Annotated in this window: 27 protein-coding genes; 8 read left to right on the forward strand and 19 right to left on the reverse strand. The window is 50.6% G+C overall.

The features are described 5' to 3' along the window. Positions 1-102: 102 nt before the first annotated feature. Positions 103-762, reverse strand: a complete 660-nt coding sequence (locus AAG834_RS00560; RefSeq protein ID WP_342030935.1) for a DUF1287 domain-containing protein — start codon at positions 760-762, stop codon at positions 103-105. Between the two features lie 459 nt (positions 763-1221). On the opposite strand from AAG834_RS00560, the gene htpX reads away from it, so the two are divergent. The 4 genes from htpX (at position 1222) to rlmB (ending at position 4374) form a co-directional block, all read left to right on the forward strand. After that, on the forward strand, positions 1222-2061 hold the full coding sequence (gene htpX / locus AAG834_RS00565; protein ID WP_009312191.1) for a protease HtpX: 840 nt from the start codon (positions 1222-1224) through the stop codon (positions 2059-2061). 419 nt (positions 2062-2480) lie between these two features. Further along, positions 2481-3191 carry an AzlC family ABC transporter permease gene (locus AAG834_RS00570; RefSeq protein WP_070513304.1) on the forward strand — a complete coding sequence of 237 codons (711 nt, stop codon included), beginning with the start codon at positions 2481-2483 and terminating at the stop codon, positions 3189-3191. Next, positions 3188-3496: an AzlD family protein gene (locus AAG834_RS00575; protein WP_070498831.1), complete on the forward strand. Its 309-nt coding sequence runs from the start codon at positions 3188-3190 to the stop codon at positions 3494-3496. Before AAG834_RS00570 ends, AAG834_RS00575 begins: the two co-directional genes overlap by 4 nt. Positions 3497-3624: 128 nt before the next feature. After that, positions 3625-4374 carry a 23S rRNA (guanosine(2251)-2'-O)-methyltransferase RlmB gene (rlmB, locus tag AAG834_RS00580; protein WP_070513302.1) on the forward strand — a complete coding sequence of 250 codons (750 nt, stop codon included), beginning with the start codon at positions 3625-3627 and terminating at the stop codon, positions 4372-4374. Positions 4375-4746: 372 nt separating this feature from the next. Here rlmB and AAG834_RS00585 read toward each other — a convergent pair whose 3' ends face one another. Then, a complete protein-coding gene (locus AAG834_RS00585; protein ID WP_070498829.1) occupies positions 4747-5700 on the reverse strand; it encodes an L-lactate dehydrogenase in 954 nt (317 codons plus the stop codon). A 64-nt stretch (positions 5701-5764) separates the two neighbouring features. Beyond that, entirely contained in the window at positions 5765-5917 is a 153-nt protein-coding gene (locus AAG834_RS00590; RefSeq protein ID WP_342030936.1) for a LysR family transcriptional regulator, read from the reverse strand. A 244-nt stretch (positions 5918-6161) separates the two neighbouring features. On the opposite strand from AAG834_RS00590, the gene AAG834_RS00595 reads away from it, so the two are divergent. The 3 genes from AAG834_RS00595 (at position 6162) to ygiD (ending at position 9134) form a co-directional block, all read left to right on the forward strand. Next, positions 6162-7391, forward strand: coding sequence for an AAA family ATPase (locus AAG834_RS00595; RefSeq protein ID WP_070498827.1), 1230 nt, complete (start codon positions 6162-6164; stop codon positions 7389-7391). Next, positions 7385-7957 carry a DUF4276 family protein gene (locus tag AAG834_RS00600; RefSeq protein WP_070498826.1) on the forward strand — a complete coding sequence of 191 codons (573 nt, stop codon included), beginning with the start codon at positions 7385-7387 and terminating at the stop codon, positions 7955-7957. Before AAG834_RS00595 ends, AAG834_RS00600 begins: the two co-directional genes overlap by 7 nt. Positions 7958-8348: 391 nt before the next feature. Next, positions 8349-9134 (forward strand): 4,5-DOPA-extradiol-dioxygenase, encoded by a 786-nt coding sequence (gene ygiD / locus AAG834_RS00605; protein WP_070498825.1) that lies wholly within the window; start codon positions 8349-8351, stop codon positions 9132-9134. A 200-nt stretch (positions 9135-9334) separates the two neighbouring features. On the opposite strand, the gene AAG834_RS00610 is transcribed toward ygiD, so the two are convergent. The 5 genes from AAG834_RS00610 to pdxH form a co-directional block, all read right to left on the reverse strand. Continuing rightward, positions 9335-10261 (reverse strand): aldose 1-epimerase, encoded by a 927-nt coding sequence (locus AAG834_RS00610; RefSeq protein ID WP_342030937.1) that lies wholly within the window; start codon positions 10259-10261, stop codon positions 9335-9337. 77 nt (positions 10262-10338) lie between these two features. After that, the gene (locus tag AAG834_RS00615; protein ID WP_070498823.1) at positions 10339-10752 is read right to left on the reverse strand and encodes a hypothetical protein; all 414 of its coding nucleotides are present in this window, start codon (positions 10750-10752) and stop codon (positions 10339-10341) included. A gap of 281 nt (positions 10753-11033) precedes the next feature. Then, entirely contained in the window at positions 11034-12626 is a 1593-nt protein-coding gene (locus AAG834_RS00620) for a vWA domain-containing protein (protein WP_342030938.1), read from the reverse strand. Between the two features lie 407 nt (positions 12627-13033). Continuing rightward, positions 13034-14083, reverse strand: coding sequence for a pseudouridine synthase (locus tag AAG834_RS00625; RefSeq protein ID WP_342030939.1), 1050 nt, complete (start codon positions 14081-14083; stop codon positions 13034-13036). A gap of 234 nt (positions 14084-14317) precedes the next feature. Further along, on the reverse strand, positions 14318-14950 hold the full coding sequence (gene pdxH / locus AAG834_RS00630) for a pyridoxamine 5'-phosphate oxidase (RefSeq protein WP_107842909.1): 633 nt from the start codon (positions 14948-14950) through the stop codon (positions 14318-14320). A gap of 123 nt (positions 14951-15073) precedes the next feature. Here pdxH and dut point away from each other — a divergent pair, with 123 nt between their 5' ends. Further along, entirely contained in the window at positions 15074-15526 is a 453-nt protein-coding gene (gene dut, locus AAG834_RS00635) for a dUTP diphosphatase (protein ID WP_342030940.1), read from the forward strand. 136 nt (positions 15527-15662) lie between these two features. Here dut and AAG834_RS00640 read toward each other — a convergent pair whose 3' ends face one another. The 11 genes from AAG834_RS00640 to AAG834_RS00690 all read right to left on the reverse strand — a co-directional run bounded on the left by AAG834_RS00640 (position 15663) and on the right by AAG834_RS00690 (position 24227). After that, positions 15663-16601, reverse strand: a complete 939-nt coding sequence (locus AAG834_RS00640; protein ID WP_070513273.1) for an LpxL/LpxP family acyltransferase — start codon at positions 16599-16601, stop codon at positions 15663-15665. Continuing rightward, complete coding sequence (locus tag AAG834_RS00645; RefSeq protein WP_070513271.1) at positions 16598-17332, reverse strand: glycosyltransferase family 2 protein; 735 nt, start codon at positions 17330-17332, stop codon at positions 16598-16600. The genes AAG834_RS00640 and AAG834_RS00645 overlap by 4 nt, the downstream gene beginning before the upstream one ends. Before the next feature lie 14 nt (positions 17333-17346). Continuing rightward, the gene (locus AAG834_RS00650; protein ID WP_070513268.1) at positions 17347-18435 is read right to left on the reverse strand and encodes a class I SAM-dependent methyltransferase; all 1089 of its coding nucleotides are present in this window, start codon (positions 18433-18435) and stop codon (positions 17347-17349) included. A gap of 153 nt (positions 18436-18588) precedes the next feature. After that, positions 18589-20343 (reverse strand): AMP-binding protein, encoded by a 1755-nt coding sequence (locus AAG834_RS00655; RefSeq protein WP_342030941.1) that lies wholly within the window; start codon positions 20341-20343, stop codon positions 18589-18591. Between the two features lie 174 nt (positions 20344-20517). Then, the gene (locus tag AAG834_RS00660) at positions 20518-20850 is read right to left on the reverse strand and encodes a 50S ribosomal protein L7/L12 (protein ID WP_342030942.1); all 333 of its coding nucleotides are present in this window, start codon (positions 20848-20850) and stop codon (positions 20518-20520) included. A gap of 134 nt (positions 20851-20984) precedes the next feature. Then, positions 20985-21524, reverse strand: coding sequence for a COG4648 family protein (locus AAG834_RS00665; RefSeq protein WP_342030943.1), 540 nt, complete (start codon positions 21522-21524; stop codon positions 20985-20987). Positions 21525-21638: 114 nt separating this feature from the next. Then, positions 21639-22079 (reverse strand): hypothetical protein, encoded by a 441-nt coding sequence (locus AAG834_RS00670; protein WP_342030944.1) that lies wholly within the window; start codon positions 22077-22079, stop codon positions 21639-21641. A 112-nt stretch (positions 22080-22191) separates the two neighbouring features. Continuing rightward, entirely contained in the window at positions 22192-22443 is a 252-nt protein-coding gene (locus tag AAG834_RS00675) for an acyl carrier protein (RefSeq protein WP_009174186.1), read from the reverse strand. Between the two features lie 13 nt (positions 22444-22456). Continuing rightward, positions 22457-22717 (reverse strand): phosphopantetheine-binding protein, encoded by a 261-nt coding sequence (locus AAG834_RS00680; protein WP_003757545.1) that lies wholly within the window; start codon positions 22715-22717, stop codon positions 22457-22459. Next, complete coding sequence (locus AAG834_RS00685) at positions 22714-23472, reverse strand: lysophospholipid acyltransferase family protein (protein ID WP_342031011.1); 759 nt, start codon at positions 23470-23472, stop codon at positions 22714-22716. The genes AAG834_RS00680 and AAG834_RS00685 overlap by 4 nt, the downstream gene beginning before the upstream one ends. Continuing rightward, on the reverse strand, positions 23469-24227 hold the full coding sequence (locus tag AAG834_RS00690; RefSeq protein ID WP_342030945.1) for a beta-ketoacyl synthase chain length factor: 759 nt from the start codon (positions 24225-24227) through the stop codon (positions 23469-23471). The genes AAG834_RS00685 and AAG834_RS00690 overlap by 4 nt, the downstream gene beginning before the upstream one ends. Positions 24228-24265: the final 38 nt, after the last annotated feature.

Raw genomic sequence — 24265 nt, forward strand, 5'->3', positions numbered from 1 at the left:
CAGAATATTCAGGCATCCGGACGCTTGTCAGGATGCCTTGTCAAAGAATATCGGGTTTTCAGACGACCTTTGGGGATTAGCGTTGATAGTGCGACAGAAAGTTTACTTAACAGGAAGTCTGAAATGTCCGGTAATGGTATAGCGGTAGAGGATGTCGTCTTCGCGGGTTCCTAAACCGATATTGTGAATAATCAAGGGTCTGTCTCCGATTTTGCGGTCGGAGACGATGCCGATGTGGGGGCGGTTGCCTTTAAGCTCCCAAGTCACAATGTCGCCTGCCTGATAATTCGTATCCTGTACCGCCCAGCCTTGGCGTGTGAAATAAGTCATGAGGTTGGGCACCCGGCGGTGGTCGATGTTGGCATCGGGTTGTTTCAAGCCCCAACGGTTGGGGTAGGCGGAGAAGTTCCGGCTCATGTCTTGATGGACAAGTTCTTGCAAATCCATATTTTGGTCGCGCAGGGCGCGGATGATGACGTCGGTGCATACACCTTTTTTCATCGGTACGTCACCCATCGGATATTTGAGTTTGGTGTAGGCAGAGTCATAACGCAGGGTCTTGCCGATTTGGTTGCGCGCAGATTGAACGATTTTCGGGGATGGTCGGTCGGGTTGGGTAATGGATTGTGAAGAGCCGGTACGGATAAGTGGGATGGTCGGACCGTAAGGGCTGTGATAAAACCAAAAAGCCGCAGCCGTAATCAAGGCAATGGCAACCGCAATGCTGGCAAGAACGAGATTGAGGGAGGTTTTGCGTTTCATGATTTGCGCACGGATTTAATGTAAATGTTATATGCGTTATTTATCAGATTTCGGGGTGGGGTGGCAATCAAAAGAGGAGTAACGGTCTTTATTAGGTATATTCGGACGGGTAATCAATACGTTTTTGAGGGGGAAATGGCATTTTGTTAACGCTAAATCTCCTGTTTAGTCAAAATGATACTTTGGTTTTGCATACCTTTTCCAAGTACGGCATTTTAGAATCCGCCTCTTTTTGAGAAAATACCGCAGCATTAGCAGTAATGCGGTATAAGTCTTACAACCTGATTGTGAATTCGCTCGAAAATTTTAGGGCAAACCGATAATTTGAATTCCAACCGGTTTCGATATAAAGCGTAGCGTGCAAAGTAAACTTCAATATTCCGATATTGTTTAATTTTGTTGTTCTTTTATATCAATCAAAAACATAAACCAACCATACCCAAAAAAGGAATCTCCCCGGTGAAACGAATCTTCTTGTTTCTCGCAACCAATATTGCCGTTTTGGTCGTCATCCGCGTTGTTTTGGCCGTACTTGGCATACACAGTACGGATCAGGTCGGCAGCCTGCTGGTGTACTCGGCCGTCGTCGGCTTTGCCGGTTCGATCATTTCATTATTGATGTCCAAATCCATCGCGAAAAACTCTGTCGGTGCGGAAGTCATCGTACAGCCGCGCAATCAAGTGGAAGCGTGGTTGTTGGCGACTGTGGAAGCACAGGCGAGGCAGTGGAGCCTGAAAACGCCGGAAGTGGCGATCTACCATTCCCCCGAACCCAATGCTTTCGCAACCGGTGCCACGCGCAACAGTTCGCTGATTGCGGTGAGTACGGGTTTGCTTGAGCGCATGACGCGGGACGAAGTCGAAGCCGTTTTGGCGCATGAAATGGCGCACGTCGGCAACGGCGATATGGTAACGTTGACGCTGATACAAGGTGTGGTCAATACGTTTGTGGTTTTCCTTGCCCGCATCGTTTCCGGCATGGTTGCCCGCAATAACGACGGCAGCACTTCGCAAGGCACATATTTTTTAGTCAGCATGGTATTGCAGGTTGTGTTCGGCTTTTTGGCAAGCATCATTGTCATGTGGTTCAGCCGTCAGCGTGAATACCGTGCGGATGCGGGAGCCGCTAAACTGGTCGGCGCGCCTAAAATGATTGCCGCGTTGCAACGCTTGAAAGGTAATCCGAGCGATTTGCCGCAGCAAATGAATGCGATGGGTATCGCCAGCGACGCCAAAGATTCTTTGCTCAGCACCCACCCCTCTTTGGAAAACCGGATTGCCCGTCTTAAAGCTTTATAATCAGGGCAGGGATTCACATAATGGAAAGATGATCGGATGATCGAAGGTCGTCTGAAAATGTGAATCGCCCAACCAACTTCGGATATTCTTGAAAACCTGTTCATTCGGTTTGTATCAGCCGGATTCTGTCATATTGCAGAATCCGGCTGTTTTCATTTCAAACTGTATTTTGGGTGTTCCTGTAAATGGACCTGAAAGCAATACGGCGTTTCCTTGTTTGCGATTTTGTCTTGCCCTCCTGATTGTTGACGATTTCACTTATATAGTGGATTAAATTCAAATCAGGACAAAGCGACGAAGCCGCAGACAGTACAGATAGTACGGCAAGGCGAGGTAACGCCGTACTGGTTTAAAGTTAATCCACTATAATACCTTCCCTCATTTTTCATCTTCACACTCTATTTAAATTTCTCACCAAAATGACACACCCAAATTCCCCGCAATCCGAATTTTTACGCGGCATCAAAGAATGTTCGCCCATGCTCATCGGGCTTTTGCCGTGGGCGTTGATATTGGGTATGCAGGGCGGTCAGAAGGGCATGAGTTGGCTGGAAATGCTGATGATGACGGGCATGAATTTCGCTGGCGGCTCGGAATTTGCGGCAGTCAATCTGTGGGCAAATCCGTTGCCGATTTTGCTGATTGCCACCGTTACCTTCATGATTAATTCGCGTCATATCCTGATGGGGGCGGCAATCGCGCCTTATATGCGGGATATGCCGTTGAGAAAAGCCATGCCTGCGTTGTTTTTTATGTGCGACGAAAGTTGGGCAATGGCGTTTGCGGAAATCCAAAAACGCAAGGCGATGGGGCTGCCGGCATTCAATATGCCGTTTTATGCGGGCGTGTGCTTTATCCTTTATACCACTTGGACGGGTTTTGCAGCGTTTGGTGCGGCGGTCGGTCCGATGTTCGGCGATGTCGCGGCGTGGGGCTTCGGCATGGCGTTTCCCGCCGTGTTTTTGGTGCTGCTGCGCGGAATGTGGAAAAGCTTTAAGGCGGCACGCCCTTGGTTTGTCAGCCTGATTGTGGCGTGCGGGACTTATTTGTCGGTGGATGGGCATTGGTATGTGCCGATGGGCGCGATGTCCGGCCTGCTTGCCGCCTATCTTTGGGGAGAGAAGGAATGAAGGATTTGCTCTCTTGGCAGTCGTTCCTGCTGTTTGCCGGTATGCTGGCGGTAACGTACTCCACCCGCCTTATCGGTTTTTTCGCCTTGCGCAACCGCACTTTAAGCCGCCGCGCGCAAATCGTGATGGAAGCCGCGCCGGGTTGCGTGTTGATTTCCGTCATCGCGCCTTATTTCGTTTCCGACAAGCCGCACGAGTTGATTGCCATTGCGCTGACCGTGCTTGCCGCAAGTAGGTTTTCCATGTTGGTTACCGTGTTGATCGGCGTGGGCAGTTCTGGGTTGTTGGGGTATTTGATGCGCTAGGCAGTTGAGTTTGAGTGAAACCGGTTATCTGTTTTCAGGGTGCGCAGCCTCCTGACGGGACGACCTTCCCCTTTCAGACGACCTTATCTTGTTATAATGTCGTCTGAAATTTTTTATAAAGCAAAATCATGGCAAACCAAAGACTCATCTACGGCTTCCACGCCGTCAACGCCCGCCTGTGGCAAAACCCGAAATCGATTACCGAACTCTACGTCCAAGAAGGCAAAAACGATGCCCGCACGCGCGACGTGTTGGAGAAAGCGGCAAACGAAAACGTGCGCGTACACTTCGCCGATGCCGACCGCCTCAACGCCATTAGCAAAGGCGCGCGGCATCAGGGCGTGGTCGGATTTATCGACGCTTCCAAAAACCACGTCCACCTCGAAGACGTATTGGAAAACCTGAGCGAACCGCCGTTATTGCTGATACTCGACGGCATCACCGACCCGCACAACCTCGGCGCGTGCCTGCGTACCGCCGACGCAATGGGTGTACACGCCGTCATTGCACCGAAAGACAAAAGCGTGGGACTGAACGCTACCGTCAGCAAAGTCGCCTGCGGCGCGGCGGAAACCGTCCCCTACATCACCGTAACCAACCTCGCCCGAACTCTGCGCGAGCTGAAAGAATACGGTATCTGGATTATCGGCACCGACATGGGCGGCGACGCCGACCTCTACCATTGCGACCTGCCCGACAGCGCGGCATGGGTGATGGGCAACGAAGGCGAAGGCATGCGCCGCCTGACACGCGAGCATTGCGACATGCTGGTGTCGATACCCATGTTCGGTACGGTCGAAAGCATGAACGTCTCCGTCAGCGCGGGCATGGTGTTGAGCGAAACGCGCCGTCAGCGGGTGTTGAAAGCAGAGAAATAACGCTTAGGTTTGTGAACAGAAAACGTCGTCTGAAAACTGGAAATTTGGTTTTCAGACGACGTTTGTTATAGGCGGATTAGCACCGTCATTCCCGCGCAGGCGGGAATCCATCGTAAGACCTAAGAAACCTTTATTTGAAAAACAGTTTCCGAATTTCAAAAATGGATTTCCGCCGTAGCCTGTCTTCGCGTAGGCGGGGGCGGGAATGACGACAACCGGTAAATTGCGTATCGAAAATAAAGTAACTTAGATATAGGTATTTTTAATTTGAATTTACAATATTGACGGATTAACTTCCCCCTACATAGCAAACGTCGTCTGAAAACTGGATTTCCAGTTTTCAGACGACGTTTTACTTAGAGGCGATTCTATTTACCCGACCATTTTATCGACTTTGTGTTGATAGCTTTTTAACAGCTCCGCCGAGCGGGCAAAGCGTTCGGCTTCGTCGTCTGAAAGTTGCAGGTCGATGATGCGGACTGCGCCTTGGCGGTTGACGACGGTCGGTACGCCGATATACACGCCGTTTTGTCCGAACTCGCCTTCAAGCAGAGTGGAAACAGGCAGCACGACGCCTTGATTGTGCAGGATGGCGTTGGAGATACGGCTCAAGCCCATGCCGATGCCGTGGCTGGTCGAGCCTTTGGCGGCGATGACTTCGTAGGCGGCATTGCGCACGGTGTTATAGATTTTGTCCATACGCGCCTGCCCGTCTTCTGATTGTTCCAACATCTTCTGAACCGACATACCGGCGATGTTGGCGGTGCTCCAAAGCGCAATGATGCTGTCGCCGTGTTCGCCGATCATCATGGCATCGACGCTCCAAGGCGCGACGTCGAACTCGTTGCCCAGACAGACGCGGAAACGTGCGGAGTCAAGGATGGTGCCCGAGCCGATAACGCGCTCTTTGGGCAGTCCTGAAAAGCGCAAAACAGCATAAGACAGTACGTCCACAGGATTGGAGGCAACCAAGAAGATACCGTCAAAGCCGGAAGCCATGACTTTCGAAACGATGTCGCGAAAGATGCGCAGGTTTTTGTCGATTAAGTCCAAACGGGTTTCGCCGGGAGCCTGCGCCGCGCCCGCACAAATACACACGATATCTGCATCCGAGCAATCATCGTAATCGCCGACGTAAATACGCGCGGGCGAAGCGGCATAAGGCATTCCGTGGCGGAAGTCGCGCGCCTCGCCTTCCGCGCGCGTACGGTTGATGTCGATTAAAACCATGTCGTCGCACAAGGCTTGGTTGAGCATGGAATAGGCATAGCTGACCCCAACCGCGCCCAAGCCCACAACAACCACTTTATTACCAACTTTTTTCATATTTATTCCTGTTTGTTTGTGAATAGGAATTATTAATAACACTTGGACAAGGTGCCGTCAAATTTCAGACGACCTCCACCCGCAGCGCATCCACAATCAGCTTAAACACATTCGAATGCCCGCGACGGCTGGGGTAATAGAGATAAAGCGGATCGTAAGTGATGGCGTATTCAGGCAACAGCTCGACTAGTTGCCCGGAATTGAGTGCATCTGCCAAGCTCATACTGTGCTACCCACGAGATGCCGAGGTCGTCTGAAAAGAGTTTCGGAAAAATTTTTATACCAATATTTTAAAAACGGCTTTCTAGCAAAGTCGATACTTATCTGAGAATTCATGTAAGAATAATGTTCTTTAAAACAATAGTATAACTTGATTTTTGCACAAGAAAAAGGTTGCCGTCCTATGAAATGCTCTGTATGCTTTCAAACACGTTTTGTTGATAAATTCAAGAGAATTAAAAATGAAAATTAACTATTTGGAAATTAAAGGATTCAAAAGTATCCAAAATGTAGAGCTAAAAGATGTTTCTCCTTTTATGGTTTTAGCGGGGGCAAACGGTACGGGTAAAAGCAATTTTGTCGATGCCTTGGCATTTTTATCAAAAGTGATTGATATGGGAGTGAGCAAGGCGATATCTGAGTTTGGTAGTATAGAAAATTTAATTAGTCCTAAACATAAGGCTGGAGACATTAGCTATAAGATAGAATTTGAAATTGAAAAACAAATTTATCAATATGAAATAATGATTGCTTTGAAAAATATCGCTTCTAGAGTCAAAGAAGAGTCGCTAAAGATTCTTAAAAGTGGGGAAATAATCTTTGACAGTGATAAAATCCGCAAAGAACTAGAAGCAAAGAAAGAAAGTAATACATCAGATGATTTAATTGGTGCAGGGTTACTAGGTGCATTGGGGGGGCTTATCTGGGGCGCGATGAAAGATAGCGATCAAATCGGTCAGGATATAATCAATGGTGTGGCGACAGGTATCGGATTAAAATTATTAACCGATGAAAAATATTCATCTGACGACAGTTTTCTCCGACAAAATAAAGAATTTCAAGGTTTAAAAAACGTCAAAATATTCCGTATTGACCCTTTTACCATCAAAAATCGCCGCAGTACCGGCAACAATCCGGGGGAGCTTAATCGTGACGGTAGCAATATTGCTGCAGTTCTGGAAAAACTTGAAAAAGACAATGAATTACGCGAGCAAATCATTGAATGGATGAGCGTGATTGTGCCCGAAATGAAGAAAGTTTCTGTTAGAACACAAAATATAGACAGTTCAAAAGGGCTATTTTTCGAGGAAGACAGCGGTAATCGTTTCCCCGCCCATATGGTTTCGGACGGCACAATTTATGCCTTATGTTTGTTAGTTGCCGTTTTAACGCGTGTGAAACAGCCCGGCATTACCATCATTGAAGAACCCGAACGGGGCTTACACCCGAAAGCTATTAGTGAACTGATTGGTTTTATTCGTGAATATGCAAGCCCTCACCACCCCATTATTCTTACAACTCATAGTGAATCGGTAGTGCGCAGCCTAGAATTGGAAGAATTATATTTTGTCAGTAAATCTCAAGGCAAAACCCAAATTAAAGATGTTCGGAAGTCGGGTGTCGATAAAAACAAAATTCCATTAGATACAGCTTGGCTGACTAATCTGCTGGGGGGAGGATTGCCATGGTAAAAGTTGGATTTATTGTTGAAGGGTCATGCGAAAAGATTATTATCGAATCAGAGGCATTCAAGAACTTTTTACACAGGAATGGTTTTGAGTTGGTTGAACCTGTTGTTGATGCCAAGGGCGCAGGTAATTTATTGCCTCGTAATATTGAGCCCTTTATTGGTGTTTTGGAAGCAAAGGGAGCAGAAAGACTGTATATTTTGACGGATTCGGACGGACTCCCTGTTGAAGATGTTAAGGAAAGAATCAATCACGCGAAAATTACTGCCTATTTTATTGCGGTTAAAGCGATAGAAGCATGGTTTCTAGCAGATACTCAAGCCATGAAAAAATTTTTAGAAATTGAAGATTTTGCGGGAGAACAGTTTCCGGAAGAGACGCCCGAATTGCCTTGGGACAGAATCAGCAAAATTGTCAAAGAAACTGGTTCTGCCAGAGGACCGGGAAACAAAGTTGGCTTTGCTCAGAAGATGATTAAATATTGGGAATTTTCAATCGAAAATGCTGCCACGCATCCAAACTGTCCGAGTGCAAAATGTGTTGTTGCACATTTTCAATCTAATAGATAAAAATCGTCTGAATGTATAGTTTAAAGATGGCCAATAATATTGCTCTACCATCTCTATATTGAAAATTCTTCTAATCTTTCTAAGATAAAAATGTCGTCTGAAAACCAAGTTTATTTTTCAGACGACATTTTTTTATAATTTGCTATTAACAAATGATATTCTGACGTTGAGTTATCCGTCATAGAATGCAGTGCTCTTAGGCAGATTTGTTCGATTGATTTAGGTATTGCCGTTGAAATCGGAATCTTCGGACCTCTTTTTAACTTTGCAGCAAAGCTAAAAAATACTTCATCATTTTCTACTGGGAAAATATGTTGTTCATAAATTGAGATTTATTGCTTAATCATTTATCCGTACAATCTGCCTCATCAAATATTTTAAGGAGGCAGTGATGAAAAAAATGCCTGTATTGTTTGTCGGGCATGGTAGTCCGATGAATGTGTTGGATAAGGAAAATCCTTTCAACCAAAATCTCAGCCTGATTACGCAAAAATTTGCCAAACCGAAAGCGATTTTGATGATTTCGGCGCATTGGTACAGCAGCGGTTTGCAGGTTTCATCGGGCGAACAGCCTGAAATGATTTATGATTTTTACGGATTTCCTGAAGCACTCAGTCAGGTGCAGTATCCGGCGCCTGGTTCGCCTGAGTTGGCGGAACAAGTGCGGTCGTTATTGCAGCCGGAAAATGTGGAGCTGAACCCGACGCGCGGTTTTGATCATGGCACTTGGGCGGTATTGAAATTTCTGTATCCCGATGCCGATATTCCCGTGGTTCAGCTCAGTCTCAACCGTTTGCAGTCGGCGGAATGGCATTTCAATTTGGCAAAAAAATTATCCGCTTTGCGCGAACAGGGCGTGTTGATTATCGGCAGCGGCAATATTATCCATAATTTGAGCGTGATGAGCAGGGCGCATATCAATCAAATCGGCGCGGGCTATGATTGGGTGTTTGCTTTCCGCGAAGCGGTCAATCAGGCGATTGTCGAACAGGATGACGACACGTTGATCCATTACGAAAGACTGGACGAAAAGGCAATGCTCTCCGTACCGACGCCGGATCACTATTTACCTTTTCTTTGCATTATGGCATTACGCGAACCGGATGATTCCATTACATTTTTCAACGACAACCTTGTCGCCGGTTCGCTTAGTATGACTTCGCTTTTAGTGGGGTAAAAGAAAAATATGGCAACGCTATTTCGGTCAGGTTATGATTCAATACAGCATATTTGATTGAAAATGCTAGGTTTACTGACTCGGGTTATTTTTTGTTTTCAGTCAAAGAAACCAGTGCATCAATTGATTAAAAGGTCGTCTGAAAACCTGATTGGGCGTTTTCAGACGACCTTTGCTTTGCCAGTGAAGATTCGGGTTGTTTACGGACGGTTGGCTGCTATATGGTAGCGCGTTTCAAATGCGGCTTCTTCTCCCGTGTCCAGCTTGATTAACCCTAAGCCGTTGTTGAAACAGTCGGGTGCGCCGCTGAGGTTTTCGATGGCGATGGAGTCGCGGGTCGGCGGGGTGAAGATTTGCAGGTAGGGATAGGATGCGTCAGGGTAAATGCTCAGGGTCAGTCCGTTGCCTGAAAGTGTGCAGGCGGCGGGTTTGCTGCGTGCCAAGACAAAGCTGTTGTCCAATTCGATGCCTGTCAGGCTTGAGGTCGTCTGAAAACGGGTATCGTCGATGATGCTGCCGTCAGGAACCAAATCGGCATCGAAGCCCAAGCGTTTGCTGCTGTCGATTTCCAGCGACCAATCGTCGGCTTTGCCGCCGAGCGTGAAATAGGGGTGCCAGCCGTCTGCGAGCGGCATGGCGGTTGTGCCTTGGTTGTGTACGGTGGAGCGGATGCTTAAGCCGTCTGCACTGAGGCGGTAGCGGACGGTCAGGCTGAAGGGGAAGGGGTAGCCGCTGTCGTCTTGTGCGTAATCTGCGCGGATTTCGACTTCGGCGGATTGGTCGTCGGCATGGCTGTTGATGAGGGCAAACTCGCGGTCATACATCAAACCGTGTGCCGCGTGTTCGGCGAGTTTGAATTTGCCGCACTGATAGGCTTTGCCGTCAAAGCTGTATTTGCCGTGGCGCAGGCGGCAGGCGTACGGGTTGAGTTTGCCGCTGCGGAACCATTCGGTCAGGCTCTCGCGGGCGTGTTGCGGGGTGTCGTAGGCTTTGACGATGTTGAACCATGTGCCGTCGGGGCGGCGGATTTCGTAGCGGTTGAGCAGCCCGCCGTAAAGATAAATTTCCGCGCGCAAATCGGGGGAGGCGAGCAGCAGGCGGTCGTTGTCGGTTTTGAGTGTGAACATGAAGCAGCTCCTGATTGGGGTTGGGGCAGGGTGTATAAAAGGTCGTCTGAAAAGTTTTCAGACGACCTTTTTAGATTTTAACGCTTTTCTAAAAGCTTGACTTCCGATTCTTCCAAAACTTCCACTTCTACCACGGGAATCTCGATATCTGCTGCGGTTGACGGTTTCAAAAGATCGAATACGGTGTTCTTTACTGCTGTTTCAATGCGGGAACGCATCGCCCATATAAATAAAAATAATAAGATAAAAAATGAGGTAAAGATAAACAGACCGTATAGATAGCTGCCTAAAAGCTGCCCGATATATAGAGAAAGGCTGAGTAAAATTAAAACGGTTGCTGCTCCTCCTGTAATCGCTGCAAGCAGATAAAACGCACTTGGCGCTGCGTATTCCGAGGCGGTTTTTGCCAATTGTTCTTGTTTTTCCTGAATGCTGTTAGAAATGGGATCAATAAAGGCTTCCCGAAATTTCCGTTTTATGAAACCAAACATAATTTTCCCTTTTTATTGATATGAAAACGTATGGCATTATCCTGGAAATCACAAATTTATGCCAAATTATCTGAGGAATGAAAACATAGCTGATGCATTCAACAAACCGATTTCATCCTGTTATCTATATAAATTTTGTCGCCATGAACGATGTATTCTGAAAATGAATAAGCTGAGTCCTGTGGTGTACAGAACCCAGCTTATGCGGACTGCCTGAACAAGTTCTTCTGAGCGTTCAGTATTCGATTGATGCAGCCGTTTCAGACGACCTTTTTGAGATTTTACTCTTTAACTAAAGGACCTGATGTTCCTCCTTGTCCTGCGGCGGTGCGCACCAGTTGGAGAAACTCTGATTTCAGACCGAATGGATCATCGCCTTGGACTTTTTGTACCATGTTTTCGATGTCGTTCCAGTTGAGTTTGCCGTTGTATTCGCCGCCGCGCAGGGCTTGGGCGTAGGAGGCGGCGGCAAGGGCGAGCAGGGTGTCTTTGTCGGCTTGGTCAAGCGGTTTGCTGCCGACGGGGACGGCTTGCTGCATCAGCTGGCTGTCTTTTTGTCCGGGCAGTTTGTAGCGCACTTTAACAAAGGCGTATTCGTTTTTGCTGCCTTTGGCGGCAGGGGTTTTTTGATAGCGTGATTCTTCAAGCCAGCCTTGTTTGCCCTGCGGAATGATTTCATAGATGGCGGTCACGCTGTGGCCCGAGCCGATGTCGCCTGCATCGACTTTGTCATTGTTGAAGTCTTCATTGCGCAGGGTGCGGTTTGTATAGCCGACCAGGCGGTATTCTTTGACGGTGGCGGGGTTGAATTCGACTTGGATTTTGACATCCTGCGCTACGGTTGCGAGTGTGGAGGTCAGCTGCTGTTGCAGGACTTTTTTCGCTTCTTTTTCGTTGTCGATGTAGCTGTAATTGCCGTCGCCCGCATCGGCGATTTGTTCCATCATGTCTTCGTTGTAGTTGCCCATGCCGAAGCCTAAAGTGCTGAGTGAAACGCCGCTTTTGCGTTTTTCGGCAACCATGGATTTGAGGGTTTCGGTGTCGGATACGCCGACGTTAAAGTCGCCGTCGGTTGCCAGTAGGATGCGGTTGATGCCGTTGGGTACGAAGGCTTTTTGTGCTTGCTCGTAAGCCATTTGCAGTGCGGATTCGCCGTCTGTCGCGCCGCCCGCACGCAGTTTGTCAATGGCGTTTAGGATGGTTTCTTTATCTGCACCTGATGTGGGCGGGAGTACCAGATCTTCGCCAGACGCATAGGTAATCAGGGTCACTTTGTCTTGCGGGCGCAGTTGTCGGGTTAGGATGCGCAGGGTTTCTTGAACCAGCGGAAGTTTGTTTTCTGCATCCATACTGCCGGATACGTCCACAAGGAAAACGAGGTTGGCAGGAGGCAGGTCTTTCTTTGCGGTGTCTTGTGCTTGGATACCGATTTTGATCAACTTGGCTTCCGGTTGCCATGGAGAATCAATGGTTTCAGTGTGAACGGCGAAAGGATGCTCGTCGGTAGGAAGCGGGTAGTTGTAGGGGAAATAATTGACGATTTCTTCAATCCGCACGGCGTCTTTGGGCGGCTGTTCGCCGTTGGTCAGGAAACGGCGGACGTTGGCGTAGCTTCCGGTATCGACATCGATGCTGAATGTGGATACAGGCTCTTGGGCAACGGATTTGACCGGTTGGTCGGGTTGGTCTTGGTAGCGTTCGGTGTTTTCTGCAAGAGACAGATTTTCTTCAGCAACGGCGGCAGTAGACAGTGCTGCGTTGGGTGGACTCTGAAGACTGTCTGGTGAAGAACTTGAGTGTTCGTGTGAACCGGAACACGCTGCCAACGTTGCTAACGTGAGTATGGAAACGGTTTTTAGAAAAAAACGCGACATGATTTAAGCTCCATAGAAAAATCACATGCTGATTGTTAAAAGTATTGATAGCAGTGTATTGGCAGATTCAACGATAGCGCAGGGTCACTTTTTATTTGGATTTTATAGTGGATTAAATTTAAACCAGTACGGCGTTGCCTTGCCTTGGCTCAAAGAGAACGATTCTCTAAGGTGCTGAAGCACCAAGTGAATCGGTTCCGTACTATTTGTAATGTCTGCGGCTTCGTCGCTTTGTCCTGATTTTTGTTAATCCACTATAATGTGTGAATAGTGGGTTAAGTTTAAATCAGGACAAGGCGGAGCAATGCGGTACTGGTCTAAACTTAACCCACTATGTTTATGACTTAGGCAAGATTTTGTCGGGCTGAGACGATTTTGTAAAGGTCTCAGCTCCGATTTATCTTACATTAACTTTTCTTCCGCCGGCGTTCGCCCGGCAGCAGCATATCCGCCCATTTGATGATATTGGCGACTTCGGCGGGGTTGAGTTCGTAGAACTGCCCGCGTTTGAGGCGGTTGGGCAGGCCGATGGGACCGAAGCCGACGCGCACGAGGCGGCTGACGGTGAGGCCTTGGCTTTCGAATATGCGGCGTACTTCGCGGTTGCGGCCTTCTTTAATCACGACGTTGTACCATTTGTTTGCGCCTTCGCCGCCTTGTTCGTAGATGCGTTCGACTTTTGCCAAGCCGTCTTCGAGCATCACGCCTTCTTCAGTGAGGCTGCGCATTTGTTCGGTGGTCAGCCCGCCCAGTACGCGCACGGCGTATTCGCGTTCGACTTCGAAGCTGGGGTGGGCGAAACGTTGGACGAGTTCGCCGGAGGTGGTCAGGATGAGCAGGCCGCTGGTGTTGATGTCCAAGCGTCCGATGGCGACCCAGCGGCTGCTGGCGGCCTGCGGCAGGCGGTCGAAGATGCTGACGCGGCCTTGCGGGTCGTCGCGGGAAACGATTTCGCCTTCTTGTTTGTAATACAGGATGATGCGCGGCAGGCGGTCTGCCCATTTAAGTTTGATGATGCTGCCTTTGACGGTAACGTGGTCGTCGGGGGTGACTTTGTCGCCCAGTTGCGCGGTTTTGCCGTTGACCGTTACCCAGCCGTTGTTGATCCATTCTTCCATTTCGCGGCGTGAGCCGACGCCGGACGCGGCAAGCACTTTTTGCAGGCGTTCGGGTTCCATGCGCGACAAGTCGCTGCGGCGTTCTTTCAAATCGCGCGCGTGTTCCATGATTTTTTGGTTGGGATTGCGGACGACGAGTTTTCTGGCTTTGGCGGCGCGCTGTTTGGGGGCGTTTTGCGGCTTGAGGTCGTCTGAAACTTTTTGTCCGTAAGGTTTGGAAGCGGTTTTGCGCGTTTCGTCTTTGGGACGGGCTTTGCTTTTGAAAGGTTTGGCGGTTTTCTTGGCAGACGGGGCTGCGCCGTCGCGCCATTGGCGTTTGCTGGTGGGTTGCTTGGACATGGGGTTCTCCTAACGCGTTTGATGGCAGCGGGTTGAATTTGAAGCAGGACAAGGCAAGTCAAATTCAACCCGCTGCGGAAAACGGTTCTTCTGCGGCGGTGGCGGCAGGATAAGTTACGGATAAAAGGCCGCCTGAAAACGAATGAAACGAGTTTTGCTAAAACGTTTTTATATTTCAGACGACCTTTTGCTGGAGTCGGGATTTTACCCTATCGGCTTGAAGCTGTGGAAAGTTTAAGGCGACAGCCGCTCGCGTATCCAGTTGCCGTCAACCAAGCGGTATTGGATGCGGTCGTGCAGGCGGCTGGGGCGGCCCTGCCAGAATTCGATGCGGTCTGGGATGACGAGATAGCCGCCCCAATGCGGCGGACGGGGGACGTGCAGCGGGTGTTTTACACCTACGGCAGCAGCTTTGGCGACCAATGCCGCCTTGCTCGACAATACTTCGCTCTGCGCGCTTGCCCATGCGCCGATGCGGCTGGTGTAGGGGCGGCTGTCGAAATATTCGTCCGATGCGGCGGCATCCAGTTTTTCGATGCGCCCTTCAACGCGCACCTGACGCTCCAGCTCCGGCCAGAAAAACGTCATGGCGGCAAACGGATGCGCGTCAAACGAGCGTCCTTTGCGGCTTAAGTAATTGCTGAAAAACACAAATCCCTGCGGATTGACTTCTTTCAGCAGCACCATACGGCTGTTCGGCCTGCCGTCTTCGCCCACAGAGGCGACGTTGACGGCGGTCGGCTCGTTGACTTGCGAATGAATTGCCTCGTTCAGCCATTGCTCGAACTGGACAATCGGGTCGGCACGGCATTCCGATTCCGACAGTTCGCGCTTGCTGTAATCTTCGCGGATATTGTGCAAATCCATGATGTCCTCCGATATTCACGTTTATTTGAATGAATCATACCCCGTTTTTTCAGACGACTCCAACGATAGGGCGGGGGAATATGTGTATAATCCGCGTCAAATCAAATAAAACGGAAAAAAATCATGCAAACCGAAGTCGAACTGAAAATCCTCAATCCGAAAATGGCGGACAAACTGCCCGCCTACGCCACGCCCGGTTCCGCCGGACTCGACCTGCACGCCTATTTGGACGAAGCCGTGACCCTGCAACCGGGCGACACCTATCTCGTTCCGACCGGTCTGGCGGTGCATCTTGCCAATCCCGACTACGCCGCCGTTTTGCTGCCGCGTTCCGGTCTGGGACACAAACACGGCATCGTCTTGGGCAACTTGGTCGGACTGATCGACTCGGACTATCAGGGCGAACTCAAAGTCTCCGTGTGGAACAGGGGTAAAGAAGCGTTCACCATCGAACCGATGGAACGCATCGCGCAAATGGTGATTGTCCCCGTCGTCCAAGCATCGTTTAAAGTCGTGGACGAATTTGCCGCCAGCGAACGCGGTGAAGGCGGCTTCGGCAGCACGGGCAAGGCGTAAACCGCCTGTTCACATACAAAGGTCGTCTGAATTTGAGTTGTGTAGAGAATAACCGCGTTGTTCGCAGAACCCGGCCTACACGGAGCGCCTGAATAGGCTCTTATTGAATGCCCGAGATTTAGGGGAGGTTCAGGATTCAGACGACCTTTTCTTCTTCCTCGTTCCAAAAATCATAGAAATTAAACCATTGCAGCGGATTTTGCGCGCATTCTTGCGCCAAGATATCGGCGAAGCCCTGCATGGCGGCGGTAACGGCGGCTTCGCGGTTGCCGCGTTTCCACTCGGAAGTGTCGGTGAAGCGGCGTAGTTTCAAATGGTAGCGGCCGTTTTGTTTGACGCAAAACAGCGTGTTCACCTGTGTTTTTAAGAGCGCCGCCAAGAGCCATGCGCCTTGCGGCATGGGGGCGGTATGGCCTAGAAAGTTGATGTCGGCGGTTTTCTCGCCGCGAACGGGTACGCGGTCGGCGGCAATGGCTATCCATTCGCCGTCTTCGATGCGGCGGTTCAGTTCCATCATCAGAGTGGGATCCAAATCCGTAACCTGAATCAGGCGGATGTGTTCCGCGCCCGCTTTTTGCAAGGCTTCGTTGAACGCCTGCGCGTGTTTGCTGTGTACCAACACATTGAGCCTGAAGCCTTTATGGTGCGACACCAGCGCGCGGCAGACTTCGGTGTTGCCCAAGTGGGAGCAGGCGAAAATCTGCCCGCGTACCGAATTGCTCACTTGCGTATAAACGCCGTCCGGGTCTTCGAGTACCAAATCTTCATAACGGATTTTGCGCTGCCACACGGCAAAACGGTCACATATTGCCTCACCGAATGCGATAAATTGTTTGAATACGCTGTGTTTCGGCAAAACGGTATCGGGAAAGGTCGTCTGAAGACGGGTTTGATACCGCAGGATATGGCGGCGCGGTTTGGGTGCGGTGGCGTAGAAATACAGTACCACAAACCAGATGCACGGTCTCATCAGGAAGGCAGGCAGATAGCGCACCATCAGCGTGGTCAGGGCGAGAAACAGGCGGCTGCCGCGTTCGGGCTGCGCCGCCCAATGGTTTTGCGTGTTGTCGGTCATGGTTTCAGACGACCTTTCCCAAATAGAGCGTCCACACGCCGCCGCAACATTCCTAAAAACAGCCGCGTGTGCATTTTGCTGATGCGCACGTTGTCGGCGAAGGCGTTGAAATGGGACACGCCGTCGGCGGCGTATTGCACGGGCGTTTTAATCCAAACCAGCTTGACGCCGCGCCAGTACAGGCGGATGAGGATTTCCGTGTCGAAATCCATGCGGTCGCCCACGGTTTCTTCGCGGACGACCGAAAGCGCGGGGGCGAGCGGGTACAGGCGGAAGCCGCACATGCCGTCTTTGATGTCGCAAGACCAAGTGTGCAGCATGTTCCAGAAGTCGGTAATCTTGCGCCCGTACAGCCGCGCTTTAGGCGCGTCGCCGCCGTATTGCGGCCAGCCGCAGACGACGGCTTCGGGGTTTTGTTCCGCCGCCGCCAAGAGTTTGGGCGTGTCGTCCAGATGGTGCTGCCCGTCGGCATCAACCTGCAAAACATGGCTGAAGCCGTTTTCTTCAGCGTATTTCAAACCGGTTTTGACTGCCGCGCCTTTGCCGCCGTTGATGGGACGGTAAAGGACGCGGATGCCGTCTGAAACCAATGCCTGCAATACGGGTTTGCATTCTTCGCGCGAACCGTCGTCCACAATCAATACGTCCAAACCGAAGCCGTGCATGGTCTGTGCGACGCGGGCGATGGCGGCGGGGTGGTTGTAGTGGGGGATTAACACTAGGGTTTTCATGGGGATACCGTTTTTCAGACGACCTTCTCGCAGCGCAAGATGCTGTGTCCGCGTCCGATACCGTCTGAAATTTCCGCCACGTTCAATCCGGCGTTTTCAATGCAGCGTATCAAGTCTTCGGAATGGAAGATTTTGCTGTTGCCGTTTGCCATGGCGGTGAAATACAGGCTGGTCATGGTCAGGCAGTAGGCGGCGGTTTCGTATTGCTGCCTGTCCCAGCAGGGTTCCATGATGTAGAGGCTGGTGCGGCTGCCCATGGAAGCGGCGGCGCGGCGCAGGATGCCGGTGACTTGTTCTTCGCTGAAACAGTCTAAAAACTGGCTCATCCAAATCGCGTCGAAGCCTGTCGGGAAGGGGACTTCGGGGTCGAGCAGGTTGGCGGGGTGGGCATGGATGCGTTCCGCTCCGGTTTTGCCTTTGGTCGCTTCGCGCATCAGGGCGATTTGTTGCGGCAAATCCATGATGGTGACTTCGACTTCGGCGTTGTAGCCGACGCATTGTTCCGCCCAGCGGCCGGTGTTGCCGCCGACGTCGAGCAGCTTTTTAACCGGTTTGGCGAACACGGTTTTCAGCGCTTCGGCAAAGGAATTGTCGGAATAATAGTGGTCGAAGGCAAACCATTTTTCCTGCGCGACGCTCGGCAGCGAGGACAGGCCTTCGTAAATCGTCGGCCAGCTGCCGAAAACTTTCAGCCCTTCGGGTTTGCCCGTTTGCAGGGTTTTTTCCAAGTCAAACATGCCTTGGTAACAGATTTCCTGCGTGAAATCCATGTTCACGCGCGCCATTTTATCTTTCAGTAAGAACCAGCCGGCTTTGCTGATGAAATAGCGGTTGTCGCGGGTATGCACCGTGCCGATGGAGAGCGAGGCTTCAAGCAGCACTTGCGCGGCGTAACCGCTGATTTGCGCTTTCTCGGCGATTTCGGCTTGAGTAAGGCCGTCTGAATGGTCGTTCAGCAAATCCAAAATGCCGAATTTCACCATCAGGCGGGATACTTGGAACACAATCGGCGCAAAGGCGATTTCCTGCGCCAAACGCTGCGCCTCGCCTGCGGACTGGTGTTCTTCGGAATAACGTTGTGCTAGTGCTGGAAAAAGTTGCATATTTTCTATCTTTTCATTTGATTATGGGTTGTTATTAGGTTTGCAGCCATTTAAAAAATGGGTCATGCCGAGGCCGCGTATTTTTGAGCGGGATTATTTCTGATTTGCAGGTTTTTCTCTTCCCGCAGGAGAGGGCGGAACCTAAAAGCATTTTCAGACGACCTCGAACACAATCCGCCCCGATGCGCAGGGATTGTCGCCGTTGCTGACTTTAAAGCTCAATTTGTTTTTGGCTTCATCGTATTTCAGTTCCACCGACACTTCGTCATGCGGACGGACGAACTGCTGGTATTTCAGGTTTTCCACGCGGACGACGCGCTGCCTGCCCCACGGATGCCGCGCCGCCAGATCGCGCACCCATTGCAGCTCGACTACGCCGGGTACGAGCGGGAAAGTGGCGAAATGGCCGCCGAAATAGACCAAATCGAGCGGCACGCGGCCGATGAAGGTTTCGGCGGCGGTTTCGTGTTCAGCTGATGTTTTTGACCAAACGGGCGATGTCTGGGCGACGGTAAAGGTCGTCTGAAAATCGGCGGCAGCGATTTTCGCCTGGGCGTTGCGCGGCAGGCTGTCGGCGAAACGCCAGTAACGGGGCAGGGCGATGGTGTCCTGCGTGGCGGCAAGGTGTCGTTTGAGCGCGTCGGCGACGGCGGCTCGGCCTTGGTCGCGCAGGGCGGCGATACCGTCCGCGTTCAACGCCGCCCATATGGCGATGCGCTGATGTTGCGGATGGCGGCCGCAATGGGCGTCGGCAATCCACGGATGCCGTAAAAGTTCGTGTTCGATTTGAGTCAGCGACACGCGTTTGTCCTCGAATTTGATGATGCGGTCTTGGCGGCCGAGCAGCAGGAAACCGTCGTTTTGCGGCTCGATTAAATCGGCGGTCTGGCGGCGTTCGGGCGACCACGGCGAAGATGCCCACAATGCGCCTTCTGCATTCTGCCCGATTTCCACGCCGGCAAACGGCCGCCATTCGCGGCTTTCCCGACGCGACGCAATCACGCCGGTTTCGGTGCTGCCGTACACTTCAAACGGGCGGACGGCAGCCTGTTGCAGCAAATCCGCCGTGGACTCGGGCAGCGCGCCGCCCGCCGACACGATGCCCGCGATTTTATGGCCGATGCTCTGCCAGTTGCGGTTTTCGCCCAAGCGGTTGAGCACCGCCGGACTGGCAATCCACACCACTTTTTCATACGCCGCCGTGCTTGCGAGCAGGTTTTCAGGATAAACCGCCTGCCGCCGCTCCATAGGCCAACCCATTGTCAGCGCGAGCGCGAAACGGAAAGTGAAGCCGTAAAGGTGTTGTGGAATGACGCTGCCGATAACCGTTTCCCCGTCACGCCCGAACGGCAGCGCGTCCGCCAACATCAAGGCTTCCGCCTGCATCTGCGCGGCGGTTTTCACAATCACCTGCGCCTCGCCGCTGGAACCTGACGTTTTTAGCCAGGCTTCGGCATGGTCGGGAATCAGATGGTTTTCAGGGATGGGCGTCGGGTTTTCAGTCGACGTGTGTGCAAGCAAATCGGGCAGGTGCCATACGGGTGGGTTGGATTGCACATCCAACGGCTGTCCGGATTCATCGCGTTGTTCGGTTTGACTGCCCAACTTGCTTTGCAAATCTTCGGAATCCGTCAAAAACACATCCGCCGTCCGCCCCCAGTCCAAATTGTCCCGCGCAAGATTCGGCAGCAGCAACACCCGCCCGCCCGAATGCCACACCGCCAACACGGCGCAGGCAAACAGCGCGGCATCGTCAAACCACAACGCGGCAGTTTGCACGTTTGCCGTTTTCAGACGACCTGACAGCCGGAAAACATCACGGTTGAAATCAGCACGCGTCCAATTCGGATGGGTGGCGATAAGGTCTTGTTGGGGCAGGTTGGGGGATAGGATTTGGGTTAGGTGCATAATTATAATTTACTAATTAATAAAAAATTAATTACATCGGAAATGCTATATTATTTGAGATAAAAAGCTATGATTACCAATAAAAATTGTGAATTACCCTACATTCCAAAGAAACTGTTTATTTATAAGTTCACGATAATAGTGTGATTATCTAATTTTATTTTTTTATATATTTTATTGTTCATCACTAAACATAAGTGCATCTAATTTTTCAGTATCTGCTGCTATACCTTCATAACTAGAAATAATATTTTCCAATGTTTTTAACGTTATAGTACCTGTGACATCCTGTATAACAACTTCTGTCCCTATATTATTTAAACTACGAATTATCTCTCTAACTTTCTTTAACTCATCTAGTTTTAAATCATTTACTGCTATTACTGCATCATGGTTTTCTATTCTGGATTTTATTTCGGATAAAGAAAGTGGAGTATATTCTCTTAAAATTTTATAGGTCGAAGTCTTATCATTAATGTATTTAATAATTATGTCTATGGTTTTCATTTTTTCCTCTCGAGATTAAAAATCTTCAATTGGTTTTATTCGTTCCTCCAGTAAACTTGTCTTCCAGTTTCCACATTGAAGCAGTATTTTCCATTGACATGAAATGATTAATGATTGATGTGTTTTCAGACGACCTACACCTTCAATACGGCTTTCCGATACACCCACTCTCCGGCAAACAAAAGCCCCATTAACACATACGACACGATGCCGGTATAAGCCGCCCACCAGTCGTAATATTGCAAGCCTGCCAGAATGGCGGCTGTTGCGCCGTTGAGGATGAAAAAGCCGCACCAGATTTGCGTAACGCGGCGGGTGTGGCGCACGCCTTCGGGGGGAAGGTCGGGGTGTTGCAGTCGGGCGAGGCGTTCGATGACGGTTTGTTTGGCAAACAGGCTGCCGCCGAAAACGGCAAGCATCAGCGCGTTGACGGCGACGGGATACCAATACATCGAGTCGGGTCGTCTGAAAACCATTACGGCGGCGAAAAAGGCGGCAAGGATAATCGCCGTAATGCGTTGGGCTGTGGTTTGCGGCATGGCGGCGCGTATCAGCCACAGGATGCACATGGCGGCGGCAAGCCAGAAAAACGCGCCGTTTTCCCTGCCGTAATACCATAGGAGCGGATAGGCAAGGCTGGCGAGGGGCAGCAGGAGTTTTCCTAATGTTTTCATGGTTGTTATTTTTCAGGCAAATTTCGCTGAGGGGGTCGTCTGAAAATGTCGGGGTCAGGGTGTCGGGGCAAAAATTCTCAGAGGATAAGCTCTGAGATTTTCTGCGATATTGGATTATTCGTTTTCTTCCTTATTTTTATTTTTTTCAAAGGCTTCATGTTCCACGAGCAGCTCATAGTATTTTGGATAAAGCTTGGCAATGCGTTTGCGGTTTTTCGGGGTACAGAATTTTTCTACCTCTTTAGGTTCATGAGATTCCGGATAGCGGGAAGAAAATTGAGCTTGCTCTTGTTTGGTCATTTTTTTGACCGTTGGGCAGATAGGGGACATTTCTGATTTGCTGTTGGCAAATCCAGCCATATTCCATGCCACTATGCCGTTGCGTTCAGTCTCTTCGTTTGCCTCTTTTTCACAAAATTCCATATCGTGATACATATCAAATGAATCATGAATGACTTGCATACACTCGGCATGTGTCATTTTTTTGATGAGGGAAATTTCAGCGTGCGCAGACAAGGCGGGGAGTAAGAGCAGTAGGGAAATGAATTTTTTCATGGTGTTAGTTGTATATTATGGATAAGTGAGAAAGGTTGATGTTGTTTATTGATGTTCAGACGACCTTGCCGATTGACAAGGCCGTCTGAAAATATGCTGGTTTGGATCAGAATCAGGAATCTTGCGCCTGTACTTTCAAAACCGCCTGAACCACGTCATCCACGGTGCGCACGTTGCGGAAGTCTTCGGCTTGCAGTTTGCGGCCGGTTTCGCGTTTGATGTGGTCGATGAGGTCGATGGCGTCGATGCTGTCGATTTCCAAATCTTCGTAGAGGTTGGTCTCGGGTTTGATGCGCTCGGGTTCGATTTCAAACAGGTTGACCAGTGCATCGGTCAGAAGGGTGCGTACTTCTTGTTCGGTCATATCGCTTCTCCTTTTATGCCTGACGGCTTTTGACGAATTCTGCCAGTGTTTTGACGTTGGCGAAGTTTTCGCGCAGGTTGTCGTTTTCGCCGTCGAGCTGGAAGCCGAAGGTTTTTTGCACTGCCAAGCCGAGTTCCAGCGCGTCGACGGAATCCAGACCCAAGCCTTCGTCGCCGAAGAGCGGGTCTTCGCTGCCGATGTCGGCAGGGGTGATGTCTTCCAGCCCCAAGCTGTCGATGATTAATTCTTTGATTTGGTTTTCTAAGTTATTCATGTGGTTTTCCTTGTGAAATAGTCTTGAAGGTATTCGTTTAAACGCCTTGCGGCGATGGGTAGGGGTTTTTCCGCCAGCCATTCTTCGGGCAGGATGTCGTCGCCGACGGTGATTTCATAATGGATTTTGTGCGGCGGTATTTTGTACCAAGGCTGGCCTTTTTTGAAATTGGGCGGCGTCATTTTGATGCACACGGGGGTGATGATCGATGCGCTGCGCAAACCGAGCGATACCGCGCCACGGTGCATTTTAACCTGTCCGTCCCAGCCTGTGCGCGTGCCTTCGGGGAAAATCAGCATACTTTGCCCGCTTTTGAACACGGCGTCGATTTCTTCCAACATTTCCATGCTTTCGTCGTTGGGGATGTAGCCGGAAGCGATAATTTGGCTTTTCATGCTGGGGTTGTTCAACAGGTCTTTTTTGACCAGTACGTTCGGCTCGGAACAGTGGCTGATCAGTAAAACGACATCTAAGAGCGAGGGATGGTTGGCAAGGATGAGCTGCCCCGGTCTGCCGAGTTTTTCCAAGCCGTTGAAACGGACGCTCAATACGCCCGACCATTGCAGATAGCCGACGAAAAAGCGCCAGACTTTCCCTATCATGCGCCGCGCTTCAAGCTGGCGTTTGATGTTGCCTTTGGTGGACTTGAGCGTGTAGGGCAAAAGTGCGATTTTGAACAATACGCCTGCAACGCCGAAGAGGATGAAGCCGAACAAGGTGGCGAAGAATCGGCGGCAGTAGTCTAGGGTTTTCATGGTTTTTTGCACCATGTCCATCGGCGTTTTTCATGTTGCCATTCTGCGGAGAGGTCGTCTGAAAGTAAAAAACGAACCCAGTCGAGCGCGCCCCAATAATCAGCAGACAGCAGGTCGGACGGGTTTTCAGACGACGTCTCGTTTGCCTTGAGGCTGAGGGTGTAGTCGTCCCCTTGTGTCAATACGAGCGACAGGGCGTAGGCGAACGGGGCGCGTGTGGCGTGGACGGGATAGTCGTCGGACAAGGGGTCGTCGGCAATTAAGACCAACACGGATGGTGCGCCGTCTTGCAGCAGGGCATAGGCTTCTGCCAAAGTGGTTTCAAAATTGTCGCTGCCGGCGGCGAGGGCGGTGTGTTCGCTCATGTCGCCGCGCAACATCGACCATTGTCCGGCAGGGGCGTTGTGGACGGACAACCCGAAGGAAGTCGGGGAAACGCTGTCGGTTTGCAACAAGCCCAGCCATAATTCGAAACTGCGGTTGATTTCTCCGTCATGCGAGGCGTAAACCAACGGGCTGCCGGGGTATTGTTCCGCCAATTCCCACGAGGCATCGCAAATCAGGCGCGCAGCTTTGCCCAAACGACGACGTTGAAGAGCGGGCAGGAAGGCAAGCGCGGGTTTGTGGTCGGGCAGCTCGGCAGCGTCTAATGCGCCTGAAGCCCATTGCCGCCATTGTTCGGGCGTGGCGATTTTACTGCTTGAAGCGTGCCAAGCGGCGATGTTGAAAGAAAAACGGCAAATGTTGGATGACATGATGGTTTTCAAAAGTTTACATTGTGATGTATTTTAAC

Source organism: Neisseria sp. Marseille-Q2251 (assembly GCF_940793045.1).
Classification (GTDB): Bacteria; Pseudomonadota; Gammaproteobacteria; order Burkholderiales; family Neisseriaceae; genus Neisseria.